Source organism: Anaerolineales bacterium, assembly GCA_015075725.1.
Taxonomy (GTDB): Bacteria; Chloroflexota; Anaerolineae; order Anaerolineales; family Villigracilaceae; genus Villigracilis.
In genome coordinates, this window is the sequence record JABTTV010000001.1 from 4,231,032 (window position 1) to 4,244,193 (window position 13,162).

The 13,162-nt window shown below is 53.0% G+C and carries 14 protein-coding genes and 1 pseudogene; 10 read left to right on the forward strand and 5 right to left on the reverse strand.

Translation table 11 applies throughout. The features are described 5' to 3' along the window. Window positions 1–162 precede the first annotated feature (162 nt). The 4 genes and pseudogenes from HS100_20300 (at window position 163) to HS100_20315 (ending at window position 1,915) form a co-directional block, all read left to right on the forward strand. Window positions 163–312 carry a hypothetical protein gene (locus HS100_20300; protein MBE7436268.1) on the forward strand — a complete coding sequence of 50 codons (150 nt, stop codon included), beginning with the start codon at window positions 163–165 and terminating at the stop codon, window positions 310–312. Window positions 313–333: 21 nt separating this feature from the next. After that, window positions 334–960, forward strand: a complete 627-nt coding sequence (locus tag HS100_20305; protein ID MBE7436269.1) for a hypothetical protein — start codon at window positions 334–336, stop codon at window positions 958–960. A gap of 50 nt (window positions 961–1,010) precedes the next feature. Next, a pseudogene (locus HS100_20310) lies at window positions 1,011–1,433 on the forward strand (DUF1801 domain-containing protein). Between the two features lie 89 nt (window positions 1,434–1,522). After that, complete coding sequence (locus tag HS100_20315; protein MBE7436270.1) at window positions 1,523–1,915, forward strand: hypothetical protein; 393 nt, start codon at window positions 1,523–1,525, stop codon at window positions 1,913–1,915. 41 nt (window positions 1,916–1,956) lie between these two features. Here the strand turns inward: HS100_20315 and HS100_20320 are convergent, their stop codons facing one another. After that, a complete protein-coding gene (locus HS100_20320) occupies window positions 1,957–3,180 on the reverse strand; it encodes a hypothetical protein (protein MBE7436271.1) in 1,224 nt (407 codons plus the stop codon). After that, complete coding sequence (locus HS100_20325; protein ID MBE7436272.1) at window positions 3,170–4,186, reverse strand: MoxR family ATPase; 1,017 nt, start codon at window positions 4,184–4,186, stop codon at window positions 3,170–3,172. Before HS100_20325 ends, HS100_20320 begins: the two co-directional genes overlap by 11 nt. 141 nt (window positions 4,187–4,327) lie before the next feature. On the opposite strand from HS100_20325, the gene HS100_20330 reads away from it, so the two are divergent. The 5 genes from HS100_20330 (at window position 4,328) to HS100_20350 (ending at window position 8,928) form a co-directional block, all read left to right on the forward strand. Then, entirely contained in the window at window positions 4,328–5,605 is a 1,278-nt protein-coding gene (locus HS100_20330) for a hypothetical protein (protein ID MBE7436273.1), read from the forward strand. 623 nt (window positions 5,606–6,228) lie between these two features. Beyond that, complete coding sequence (locus HS100_20335; protein MBE7436274.1) at window positions 6,229–6,900, forward strand: peptidylprolyl isomerase; 672 nt, start codon at window positions 6,229–6,231, stop codon at window positions 6,898–6,900. A gap of 16 nt (window positions 6,901–6,916) precedes the next feature. Further along, window positions 6,917–7,756: a tRNA (adenine-N1)-methyltransferase gene (locus HS100_20340; protein MBE7436275.1), complete on the forward strand. Its 840-nt coding sequence runs from the start codon at window positions 6,917–6,919 to the stop codon at window positions 7,754–7,756. Between the two features lies 1 nt (window position 7,757). Further along, complete coding sequence (locus tag HS100_20345; protein MBE7436276.1) at window positions 7,758–8,324, forward strand: hypothetical protein; 567 nt, start codon at window positions 7,758–7,760, stop codon at window positions 8,322–8,324. A gap of 1 nt (window position 8,325) precedes the next feature. Further along, a complete protein-coding gene (locus HS100_20350) occupies window positions 8,326–8,928 on the forward strand; it encodes a CoA pyrophosphatase (protein ID MBE7436277.1) in 603 nt (200 codons plus the stop codon). 50 nt (window positions 8,929–8,978) lie between these two features. Here HS100_20350 and HS100_20355 read toward each other — a convergent pair whose 3' ends face one another. Both HS100_20355 and HS100_20360 read right to left on the reverse strand, forming a co-directional pair. After that, window positions 8,979–9,647 carry a 50S ribosomal protein L25 gene (locus HS100_20355; GenBank protein ID MBE7436278.1) on the reverse strand — a complete coding sequence of 223 codons (669 nt, stop codon included), beginning with the start codon at window positions 9,645–9,647 and terminating at the stop codon, window positions 8,979–8,981. A gap of 199 nt (window positions 9,648–9,846) precedes the next feature. After that, the gene (locus HS100_20360; GenBank protein ID MBE7436279.1) at window positions 9,847–10,452 is read right to left on the reverse strand and encodes an FMN-binding negative transcriptional regulator; all 606 of its coding nucleotides are present in this window, start codon (window positions 10,450–10,452) and stop codon (window positions 9,847–9,849) included. Between the two features lie 141 nt (window positions 10,453–10,593). On the opposite strand from HS100_20360, the gene HS100_20365 reads away from it, so the two are divergent. Beyond that, on the forward strand, window positions 10,594–11,718 hold the full coding sequence (locus HS100_20365) for a hypothetical protein (GenBank protein ID MBE7436280.1): 1,125 nt from the start codon (window positions 10,594–10,596) through the stop codon (window positions 11,716–11,718). 48 nt (window positions 11,719–11,766) lie between these two features. On the opposite strand, the gene HS100_20370 is transcribed toward HS100_20365, so the two are convergent. Beyond that, complete coding sequence (locus HS100_20370) at window positions 11,767–13,158, reverse strand: cytochrome c3 family protein (protein MBE7436281.1); 1,392 nt, start codon at window positions 13,156–13,158, stop codon at window positions 11,767–11,769. Between the last annotated feature and the right edge of the window lie 4 nt (window positions 13,159–13,162).

Below are 13,162 nucleotides of genomic sequence, written 5' to 3' on the forward strand. Positions count from 1 at the left end.
ATCCCGTGTTCGATTGATCAGACCATCAACCTTGAAATTAATTCTGATGGACAATATATTTTGAGTTTGTTTCAAGGTCTTCGGTCGATCGCCGTTGAGAATCCAATTTTGGGCATTTTTCGGTTTTATGCTAATAAATCAAATAACGTCATCAAAAAGATAATGACCGTAAAAGCTCATTTCGCGATTGATAAATACGGCATCTTTAGCATTACTGAAGCCGTTGATACCGAAAACAATGAGCCTTTAGAAGTAAAAATATCTCGGTCGGGTAGTAATTTTTCCCAAATCGATATTGACTTGCAAAAATGAGCTGAAAGTGGTCAGCAACTTATGAGCAAAGAAATCAGTAAAATCATCCAAATCTATGAGCGATTGCTGGATTATTTCTATTCTGGCACATTGTCGTTTGTAGTATTGAAGACTTTGCGTGAACAAATAGCGACTTCAAAGAACGGTGTTAATTCCCAATTCGTTATCGCTATCTATCTGTCAAGTTACAACACTATAGTGCTTGCCTTAGCTAATACAATGAAACCCCGCGATGATTCAATAAATCTTAATTACTTATTTAATTCCATACGCAGCTCGGAGAAAAGTTTAGGCGAAGAAATTCACAAAAACCTGACAGAGTTTTTGTCAGAATTCGAGTCGGCGTTGCAAGAAATTGACGCCCCTATTCAAGCGGCATTAGTGATGCGTGATACAACGGTTGCGCATCTTGATAGGCGTCATATCAACAATCCAGCGGCTCTGACCATTGATCCGCCCGTGAAATGGGATGATCTTGAACGTGCATATGACATTATTGGTAGTGGTCTTCTGAGAATAGGAAAGCTTCTCGGATTATCGCATATCGAAGATCATACAACATTGGCTAACTTTTTTCTGGCTAATCAAACAAGAATGGTATTCAATTTTCTTTCTCACCTCAATGAAAATTCTTCTCGAAATCAATGAGCTTGTTTGATAAGAACTGCAAGCTAACATACCGCTTATTGGAGGCTGGCATGGCAAAGACCGAACTCAAAACGAAAGTGAACGACGCGAGCGTGACGAAATTCCTCAATAGCGTCGCCGACGAGCGGAAACGGAAGGACTGCTTCGAGATCCTCAAGATGATGAAACAGGTCACGAAGAAGTAGCCGAAGATGTGGGGATCGAGCATTATCGGTTTCGGCAGTTATCACTACAAGGGAAAAAGCGGGCGCGAAGGCAACTGGATGTTGACCGGTTTCTCGCCCCGCAAGCAAAACCTGACGCTGTACCTGATGGGTGGTTTCGAGACTCACGCCTCCCTGCTGAAGAAAATCGGCAAGTTCACGACCAGCGTGGGGTGTTTGTACATCAAGCGGCTGGACGACGTGGACAAAAAGGTCTTGAAAGAATTGGTGGCGGCGTCCGTCAAGCGGATGAAACAACTCAGCAAATGATGGGTAAAGCGCAGTGGCGATGGCTTGGCATCATATACCATTATGTAAAAAAACCGAATCAATAAAATGATGCGATATAGAGACTCTAAATGAGCGAAGACGTCCGCGCCCACGCATGGCAATTCACAGGCCGCTGGATCGGTGAATCTCAGGAGATCGACCGTCCGGCGCACATCTGGGAGATCCGTCAGACGGGCAGGTTTGTGTCGATAGATAACTTGTGGGAGGGTGAGACTTCGTTCCGCAAGATGACCGGAACCCTGATCGAGGGGGAGGCGGCGTTCACGATTATCGACACCTACCGCGCAGTGATGGCCGATCCGCAGCACTTTATCATCGCGGGCTGGGACACGATCTACGAAGGTGAGGAACTCGTCGCCAGGTACGATGTCGTTTTTTCGCGTCCGGGAATTGCCGAGCTCACCGCGCATCAAGTATGGCTGGAATGGAAGAAAAGAGAATCCGCAATATCGGATGAATAGCAATCAGTCTCATGCGGTCGAATTACAGAATCCAATCCCCGCTATTGTGTAACCATGAATGGCGCAGTTTGTGATTTCAACAATCGGATCGCCTCGCCGAATGGGAAGCGGTCAAGGTCGAGCCCGCCGGGAGTCACCACCCAAAGGACGGGGCAGCGAGGCGCTTGACCGGGAAAACGACCAATGCCATCCGTGAGATAAATCGCCACGGTCTTTCCCCATAAAAACGGATGCGCCGCAATCTGGGCGAAGAATGGGCGGAAATCGGTTCCGCCTCCGCCTTGCGGTGCGGGGATCTGTGAATCTGGCTTAAGTGGATATGGTCCATATAAAGCAGCGTCGGCATAATACAGTTCACAACGTAAATGTGGATATGCGCGTAAAATGGCGCGTACTTCGCCGATGAAAGTCTGTATTTCGACGCTGCCTACCGAGCCGCTTGTGTCGACGCAAACCAAAACCTGCACCGATTCACCGGCGAGCGTATCAAGGTACATCCTCTGGCCGACGAATCGCCGGTCGAAATCCTGAAAATCGGTTGGCGTTTGCGTAAGATAGCGCCATAGATATGTCCGCCAATCCAATTGCGCCCCAATGACACCAGGCATCTCTCGTTGAATTCCTGCCGGCATTTTTCCCGCCGCCAAAGTCTTTGCCGCCATCTGAGCCTGTTCCAGAGCGTTACGCCAGTGGCCCTCAAGGGCTTCCTTCGATTCTTTTCCTTCGCCTTCACCCACGCCAGGTTTCCGCCCTGGTTCCTGCATTTCGTGACCCGAGCCGGTCATTCCATGCGATGACTCAGCATCTCCGGGAGATGCGTCAAGCAGATCGTTCATCGGCGGAGGAGGAGGTCCCGCCTTCTTGATCAGGACTTCATACGCTTCTTCCGTGCCGAGGCGTTCGAGGGATTTATCTCGCAACCCTCCCTCGGGCAGTTGATACCCCTCCTGCAAGATCATGCCGTTGATGACGATGTCCGCCGCCGCATTCCAAACCTGTGGATGGCGTCCCGCCCGCCTCGTTGGATGGAGAAGCGCGGCATGCAAGACTTCATGTAGTAAAAGCCCGTCCTGTTCCGGCGATGTCAATTTATTCCAGAACTCAGGGTTGATGAAAATCGTCCGCCCGTCCGTGGCCGCGCTTGGAATTTGTCGACTTGCTTCGAAACGCGCGTAGAGCGCCAGCGTCGCAAAAAATGCGCTCCGTTCGGTGATGCGCAGGATCGACGCGCTCACCGTTTGCTGGAGTTCCTCATCAAGCTTCATCGGAAGGTTCACCCATCAAGCGGCGATACTCCCCCATCCATTTAACGAGTTCCGGGTCCTGGTTGATCATTGCAAAAAGCGGTTTGATCATCTGCCGCGCTCTCATGAGCCGGAAGAGGTCGGTCGCGCAAAGCTGCACCCATTCCATTGGGGCGTTGCGCGTCATCCAGCGGAACGCGTGATAACCCGATTGCGGCTCGTCAACGCGGGTGAGAAGCCCGACCACTGTCGCATATCGCATGGACGGCTCGCCGGGAAAGGAAATTCCGCCGCCTTCACCTCGTAGAATTTGCGCCAGGTCGGGGATGCTGTGATAAAGCGCAGTATACGCATTGAACTCTGTTGCCGCTGCCGCGCCGACCGCAGCAGTTATGTCCAACCCAACACGGTGCAGGTGACTTGCCATTTCCCACGAACGCGGCGATGGCCAGGCGGGCTGCTGCGGATCCAGTTTGTGGAGCAGTTCGGGGCGGAATGAAAGAAACGCGATTATATGCTCGTGCGCATTCGTTGCCAGCGCATAGTTCTTGAAACTTTCGAAATCGGGCTGGACTTCCAAATGCAAAAAGCGGTTGGCGAGCGGCGCCGGCATATCGAACACTGCCGCGCGGTCCTCACTGCGGTTTCCCGCCGCCCAGATGAACCAGCCATTTGGAACCACATAACTGCCGACTCGCCGGTCCAAAATCAATTGCTGCGCCATTCCCTGCATCGTGGGCGGCGCCAGGTTGATCTCATCGAGAAAGAGAACGCCCTTACCGCTGCGCGGCAGGAACTCGGGCGGATACCAGCGTGAAATCCCTTTTACGGCAACCGGCAAGCCGCGTAAATCGGTGGGAGCGAGTTGTGAGAGGCGCACATCGATGAACTGCAATTTATGCGCGCGGGCGGTTTGAGCGACGATTGAGGATTTCCCAATGCCGGGCGGTCCCCAAATCATGGTGCTGAGCTTCAGTCGGTGCTGGACGAGATGGTCCAGGTATTTCTCAAGATCGGCTGGTTTCATCGAAAAGTTGACTGCTGCTTTCTAAGTAATTGCGAGTGGAGGGCATCCGCTTACAAATGCTTGGGAATATTTCATCCATCGAATTTTACCGCAGTCCCATCGTCAAGCCTGCGAGGTTATTTTACTGGGTATAATCCCAGCATGATCGAACGCATTCTTCGCGGACTCGAGATGACGTTCCTGCTCTTCATCCTTTCCGCGCTGACAGGGTTCAGCAATCCCTCTCTGACCAACCCAATCGAAAAAGTACGAGCATATACGCGCAGTCTTGAATTCGATTACGCTGAGTGGATGACGGATGCCGCACTCATTAAGATCCGCGCTGCATCCGTGGACCTGCCATATACGCTCGACCGCGAAACCCAAAAGCAGATCGTCGGGGGCTATATCCTCACAACTCAAAGCATTCTCGAAAAGGAATACCAACTATCGCAGTTTTATGCAGACCCATCGATTACAGACAAAGATACGGCAACCCTGTCAACCCGCAACGAGTTGGCTGATCTTTATGCGCGCCAAAGCGAGATCGCGCCCTTGGCTGAAGCAATTTTGCAGGACCAGGTCGCACAGGTTTTGGCAGAGCTCGGCCTCACAGCAGTTGGTCAGACCATCCCGAATGTCTGGTATCACTCCACGCCTTTGCCGATGGCGCTCATCGTCTCTCCACGCGACCGCATCGAACAAACCGCAAACATCTCGGTAAAAACCGGCATTACCGTGGACGAACAGGTGGAACTCGAAGACAAAGTGGCAGAAGGCTTGAACGTTTCCTCCCTTGTCGTTCAGATCGGCGGTGTGGGCGTGTATCCCACCATGGTGATGCGCACGACAGATTTGAACTGGATGCTCAATACGATCGCACATGAATGGATTCATAACTATCTCACTCTTCGTCCGTTGGGAATTCTCTACAACGAAACACCCGAATTGCGCACAATGAACGAAACCACCGCTTCGATCGCTGGAGATGAGATTGGAGCATTGGTTATTGAAAAATTCTATCCGGAATTAAAACCCTCCGCCTCCTTTCCTCAATTTGAATTGATCTCGCTTCCATTTGACCGTCCTGACCCCGGAACCTTGGTCCGCCCGCCATTCGACTTCCGTGCACAAATGCACGAGACAAGAATCAATGCGGATGCCCTGCTGGCGGAAGGAAGAATCGAAGAAGCCGAAGCCTACATGGAAGAACGCAGGCAGGTGTTTTTAAGAAACGGTTATCTGCTGCGCAAGATCAACCAGGCATATTTTGCGTTTCATGGTGCTTATGCCGATGTCCCCGGCGGCGCGGCGGGAGAAGACCCGGTCGGTCCCGCCGTCCGTGCCTTGCGCGCAAAAAGCGATTCGCTTGCTGATTTCATCAACACCATGTCCTGGATGTGGTCTTTCGAGCAGTTACAGAAAAGAGTAAAGCAATAATTTGCCCTGTGTCCAGTGTCTTCAGAAATTGAAGTCCTCTTTAGAGAAAAATGAAAAAAATTCTACTCAATCTTATTCTCGCCGGTACCAGTTTCTTCATCATTTCCTGTTCTAAGGAAGAGCCGACGCCGGTTACAACCATCACTCCGTTCATCGTACTCGATCCGGTGATCCCACCCACTTCCACGCCGGTATTCGCCTGCACGATCATCAATGTCCTCCCCACCCCGCTGCCCGACGAACAATCTCAAGTACCGCCCATAACCGACGCAGATTTTTCCATCGGTCCTACTGATGCGCCAGTGACGATCCTCGAGTATTGCGAATTTCAATCCGAGATCTGTTTGCTCATGGCACAAACGATCGCGGAGTTGAACCGAAACTACACGGGGAACATCCGCTTCGTTTTTCGACCCTTCCCCTTGCCGGACCTGCTCGATAAGTCGGACGAAGCCCTGCTGGCGGCATTTGCCGCGAATGAGCAGGGGAAATTTTGGGAGATGTACGATCTGCTCTTCGTCAAACATGCGGAATGGTCCAACCTGAGCCCGGGTGAGTTTAAGTCCTGGCTTGTCAGGGAATCCGCTGCGGTGGGAGTGGATGGGAATCAACTTGCAGTGGAGATGAAAGCCGAAGGTCCCGCGACACGGCTCAAGTCCGCGAAGGAGGCGGCATCCCTGCTTCCGGTCCAGGCTTTACCCCTGGTATTCATTAACGGGTCCCTCCAGCAATACTTCACCGACTATCAAGGGTTGAACGATACGGTCGGTTTGATCCTGCTCGGCAAAAAACAATTCACGAAATGCCCGCCTTTCACTGTGAACGCCTCGAAGCAATATATCGCCACTATTGAAACCGAAAAGGGAAATATCGTCATCCAATTGTTCCCCGATAAGGCGCCGTTCGCTGTGAATTCTTTCGTCTTTCTTGCGCGGCAGGGCTGGTATAACGGCGTAACCTTTCACCGCGTGATCCACGGTTTTGCGGCGCAGGCGGGTGATCCCAGCGGGACGGGAAGGGGCAATCCCGGTTATCTTTTCAAGAATGAGACGAACGACCTGCTATTCAGCAAACCCGGCATGGTGGGCATGGCGAATTCGGGTCCTGATACGAATGGAAGCCAGTTCTTCATTACGTTCGCTCCGGCTGCGCATTTGAACGGATTCTTCACGATCTTCGGTCAGGTCATCAGCGGGCTGGAAGTTGCCGAACAGCTCACGCCGCGCGATCCCTCGCAGGGAATTTACCTGCCCGCCGGAGATGTCATCCTGAACGTGACCATCGAAGAGAAATGACGGTAGAATCACAAGCATGAAGTATTTCATCGACGCACGCGAAGGCGACCTTACACAACTGGTCGGTCTCACCCACAAGCATTTCATCTTCATCCTGCAAAGCGGCGGGGAATTCCAAAGCCATCGCGGAGTGATCAAACACGACGACATGATCGGCAAGCCCTGGGGTTCGCAGGTCTTCAGTCATACCGGCGCGCCGTTCTTTCTATTACAGCCGTCCATGGCCGATATCCTGAACGAACTTCCGCGCAACACGCAAATTTTGTACCCGAAGGACATCGGCTTCATCTTGATCCAAATGGGAATCTCCGAGGGGCAAACCGTTTTGGAAGCAGGAACCGGGTCTGGTTCGATGACGATAGCATTGGCAGCGAATATCGGCCCGAGCGGGCGGGTGGTCTCTTACGAAAACAAGCAGGATACGCAAAACCTGGCGCGCAAGAATCTTGAACGGGTGGGGCTCGCCTCGCGCGTGGACTTCAAACTGCGCGACATCCAGGAAGGTTTTGACGAAGCCGATGCCGATGCCTTCTTCCTCGATGTGCAAAACCCATTTGATTACATTTCGCAAGTGCGTGCCGCGCTCAAACCCGGAGGGTTCTTCGGCTCCTTGATGCCGACCTATAATCAGGTGGAAAAGGTATTATTCGCCTTGAAACAGAATAACTTTGCCTTTGTGGAAGTCTGCGAATTAATATTGAGATATTACAAGACCAATCCCGCCCGGCTGCGACCCACCGACCGCATGGTGGCGCATACCGGATTTCTGGTATTTGCCCGCAAGATCGAGCCCACTGACGACCCACGAGGGTCTGCGCTTGCAAAGGAGATCAGCGGGATCGAAGAGGAGTATTGATATGTTTCGACGCGCCAGAAGATTCTTCAGGGGTGGTCCCCTGAGTCGTCGCCGACACGGTCCGCCTGCGCCGGTTCCGCCGGAACTTCAACACGCGCATCGCCTCATGGATGAAGGGAAATACCCGGAAGCCGCGGTCGCTTTTCACGATCTCGCCAAAAAGGCCGAGGATCGGTTCCCGGAACGCGCGCCGTTTTTATACATCGAAGCCGGACATGCCGCAATGTTGAACCGCGACGGCAAAAAAGCAGTGACGCATTTCCGCAGCGGGTTGACCATGCTGGGATCACAGCAGCGTCATCACCGCTTGCGCAAAGCGGGCCGGCGGATCGTCGCCGAACTGCGTGATCACGGTTTCAACGCCGAAGCGGAAGAGGTGGAATCCGTCGTCAGGAACAACGCCGCTGTCTGGGGAAAGGCGGAGGCGTCCGCCCCAAAAGACCGTCCAGTTTTGCCCACGCATTGTCCATCATGCGGCGCGGCGGTTCGATCCGACGAAGTGGAATGGTTGGACGATGTCACTGCAGAATGTGATTATTGCGGGAGCCCCGTCCGCGCAGAGTCATGAGATGACTTTTGTCGATGTGGAATTCCTGATAACAAAACTGCGGGAGTCCAACCGTTCGCATGCCGAGACGGACGGTTATGCTGAGATCCCGATTCATCCGGACGTCCACCTCAAATGCGCGGCAGTGCTTGTGCCCCTTGTTCATTTTCAAGGCGAATGGCATATTCTTTATACGCGTCGTACAGACAGGGTGGAATCACATAAGGGGCAGGTTTCATTTCCAGGAGGAGCCTGTGATGAAAACGAAACCACCCCAGAGCAGACCGCGCTACGCGAAGCAGAAGAGGAGATAGGGATCCGCCCAGAGGATGTGAAGGTCATCGGCAGATTGAGCCGCATGGTGACCATCAGCAAATTTCGGGTAAGCCCAGTGGTGGGAATCATCCCCTTCCCCTATGCATTCAAAACGGCGGGTATCGAAGTGGCGCGGGTTTTTACCATCCCCCTGCTCTGGCTTGCAGACCGAAACAACTTCTGGGAATTTTCACTTCCCGGTTCGGAACGGACCGTGATCGCCTATCATCCCTACGACGGTGAACTGCTGTGGGGCGCCACCGCAAGAATGACAGTGAATTTCATGAAGATATTGGAGTTATTAAAATAAAAAAAGTATCCGCCACCTTGCAATGACGGATACTTTTACACAGGCAAGAACTACTTCTCGGCTTCTCCGCCTTCTTCTGCCTTCTTGCCGCGCTCCACGCTCAGTTCGGGAGCTGCAGGCTCGGCGGCAACAGCCTCCGCTTCGGCGGCCACAGGAGCCGCTTCTTCCTTGATGATCGTAACCACTGCAATGGTCTCTTCCGGGTCGCCCAGGATGCGGATCTTATCAGACACAGTAAGCTCGCGGACGCGAACCAGATCACCGATCTGTTTGAGCACCGTAATGTCCACTTCGATTCGCTCGGGCAGGTCGCCGGGGAAACATTCCACTTCGAGCCGCTCGAGGTTGTGAACAAGAATGCCGTTGTAGTCCTTCACGGCGGGTGATACACCGACGAATGCAAGACCGACGCTGGTGCGAATCTTTTCGTTCATATCCACTGCGAGGAAATCAACGTGGGAAAGCGTCCCCTTGATGTAATCGCGCTGACGTTCGCGCACGAGCGCGGGGTATTCTGCGCCGTCCACATTGACAGTGACCAGGCTGGACGCAGTCACTTTCGCCAGAGCCAGCCCTGCCCCATGCGCTTCCAGTGCGATCGAGATCGGTTCAAGGTGCCGCCCATAGATCACCGCCGGGAGTTTCCCTTCGCGGCGCAAAGCATTCACCTGCTTGCCGGTCACTTCGCGTTTGGTTGCGTTCAAAACCACTTTTTCCATCTTATCAATCTCCTTGGGCGCCTCTCACGCGGCAACTCCGCCGCATTACCTTCGCCCTGTCAAAGAATTTCTGTCAAGCAGATCACATCCGCCCGTCATTCGAAATCATCCGCAGAAAACGCGCCTCCTTGCGGAGGCGCATGGTCTGGAACGGGCTGGATTTTATTCGCTAACGGGGGTTTCGTCAAGGAAGATGGAATCACTGCCTGTTTCTCATTGCGCGCGCAACCTCCGCAGAAGCATCGTCGCCCCGCGCCTCCAGTTCACGGATGATATTTACGTAGGATTCGTCGTCGCGGTTCTGGCTAAGCTTGAACGCTGCGTCGAACCGCGTCACTTCAAGGGCGAAGCCTGCCACACCTTTCATTTCCTTCTCCACGAAATCGCGCGGCAACGTCTCCAAATCATATCCAGTCTCAATTTCGTGTTTTTCCACCAACCGATCAAGCAGGGAATATAACTCTTCCCCTTCGAGCATCCGTACCCTGCCGTAAACATGCACATTCATGTAATTCCACGTCGGCACGTTGACGTGGTTATACCAGCGCGGCGAGATGTAGGTATGCGCGCCCTGGAAAATGAGCAGCACTTCCTGATCCCCGAACGATTTCCATTGTGGATTTGCGCGCGACATGTGGCAATAGATCGTCAATGAACCATCGGCGTTCTCAACGACTTCCACAGGCAGGTGAGTCGCAACCAACTTCCCGTCATGAATTGACACGAGCGCGGGGAATCCATTCCCTTTCAAGAATTCCACGACCCGCTTATGGTCTTCTTCACGATAATATTTCGGAATATGCATGAACAGCTCCTCAATTTTCAAGATATTCTACATTTCATGCGCAACGAATGCAATGGAATTGGGATCGCGATACCCTTGTCAATCATCTGGCTTATACTATACTGGAAACCATGAAATCAAATCCGGAGCAACCGATCTCTGATGCCCTTTGATGGAAAACCCAACCGTCGTTCGAAACGTCCATGGAAAGTGGCGGTTATCGGCAATATCAAGGATGCGAACCAGCCCAAGCCGGAGGGAGTCCCGCCGGATGTCTTCGCCGACTTCGATACGATGGAAACGATGGACGCGCTGCGCGCTGCCATCGAAACAGATGGCCACTCCACGGTCTTTCTCCACTCCGATCGCGACCTGCCATATGCGCTGAAAAAATACAAGCCCGATATCTGTTTCAACATGTCGGAGGGACTCGGCGGCGACGCGCGCGAAGCGCAGGTTCCCGCATTGCTGGAGATGCTCTCGATCCCTTACACCGCATCACGTGTGCTCGCAAATGGTATCTCGCTCGATAAAACACTGACGAAACGCATCTGGCGCGACCGCCGTCTGCCCGTCGCCCCCTTTCAGGAGTTCACATTCGGCGACGAACCCCTGCGCCCCGAGTTGAAGTTCCCGCTCTTCGTCAAGCCTGCGCGCGAAGGGACGGGCATGGGCGTGGATATGAACGCCATTGTCAACAATGAATCGGAACTGCGCGAACGCGCGCAATACATCATCAACGCCTATCAACAACCCGCATTGGTCGAAGTCTTCCTTCCGGGCCGCGAATTCACTATGGGCATACTGGGACGCCCGGACGCCAAACGTTATAGTCGTCATCCCGAATGGTACGATAAGGACGGATTTCACCGTTTTCCGATCCTGGAATTGGATACGGGCAACACTGAAGGTCCATGGATCTACACGAACGAAGCCAAATCCAAAGATGTCGGTCCTGAAGGCAATGAAGGTTTTTTTTGTCCGGCAATCGTGGATCCCGAACTGGAAAAGAAACTCAAACACCTGGCATATCGCGCCCATAACATCATCTATGCGCTCGATGTCTCGCGCACCGACATTCGGTTGGATGAAGAAGGCAATCCGCGCCTGATAGAGATCAACACCCTGCCCGGTCTCACTCCCGGTTACAGCGACTTGTGCCTGCAAGCGGAAGCGGAGGGCATCAGCCACACCGACCTGATATTGGAAATCCTTTATCTCGCGGCGGGACGATGGGGAATGCTCGAACCGAGGGAATTGGAAGAGACAAAAAGGAACGGTAAGTAGAGGAAAGAAGAGAACGGGAGAGTTGTCTCCCGTTTCTTCTCGAATCAACTAATCATCATCCCCGCCGCCCTCGCTTTCCTCAAAACTATTCCCTTCATGACAGGAAATACAACTAGATTGGAAAACCGATGATGGATGGCAATCCCGGCATGATGCGCCGCCGTGATGAATTCCACTCCCCTCCTCTTCCACTCTCGGTTCGGGATGAGAAAGTTCAAAGCGGGCTGGCGACCAGGAATCCACGGAATGGCATGACTCGCACGACGAACCAAATGCGCCTGCGTGGAAAACGGGGTCTTGATGGCAGTTGACACAGGCAGTGGAGAGTCCTTCAAACGAACCGCCAACATGGCATTGGTCACATTCCACTTGAGAATGACCGCCTCTTAGCGGGAAGCCGGTACGTTCGTGATCGAACGTTGCATTCTCCCAATCAGACGGATTATGGCACGATTCGCATTGAGTCCCATATTGTCCATTATGTTCATCGTCTTCGCGATGGCAGGAATAACAATCCTTCGGTGTGCCTTTGAAGACATTATTTGCATGGCATTCTTCGCAGGCGGCTTCAGCGTGTTCACCCTCGAGTTTGAACGACGAAAGGTTGTGATCGAAATTGGCGGGTAACCAGCCTTTGACGGAATGACATGCCTGACAATCTGCGCCGTAAGCGCCCCGGTGCGGATCGATTTGCTTATGGCACGAAAAACAATCCTGAGGCGCAGATTGCAGATCCGCGATGGAACGCGCGTTCAGGTGACATCCGGTGCAGTGAACGTTTGAATGACCGCCCTCGAGCCTGAAAGGGTAAGCGCTGTGATTGAAATTCTCGTAACGGTCCACACCGTCGTGACAGGCGAGGCAATCGCCGCCAAAGGAGAGCAGATGTGCCTGGGTGAAGGCAATGTCCATGCCGCTGTGGCAGGTTTGGCACGACTCTGAGGCGAAGGTTGTCAAATCATCAATGTGACAGGAATCGCAAGTCATCGGCTCGCCGGATTCCATCCGCTTATGCTCATTCAAGGCAAAACCGAAGGCATCGTGTGGGAAGGTGTTATCCCCGAGGTCTGTCAGGGATGCGGTCTTTCCGCGATGTTCATGATGACAATCGCGGCAGGCAAGGCTGGGCGATTTTGCCGTAATGGAGCCGTGAAGCTGGGCAACGTCCCGCATTTGGTCGGCGATATTTTCATGACAATCAAGACATTGGTCAGCCATCGTCGCCCGACTCCATGGCGCAGCATGACAGGATTTACACTCGATGATCTGCGCGTGCGATTTGACGCCGTGAATGTTCTCGCCGGGTTGGGCGTTTAGCGCGCCGGAGCTAAACATTTGCGATCCGCTGGCGTAGGCGACGCCGACTATGACGAATACGGTAATCAGAGCGGCGATGATTCCCGTTCCTGTCAGACAGCCAAGACGATTTGGGTTTTTCATGACC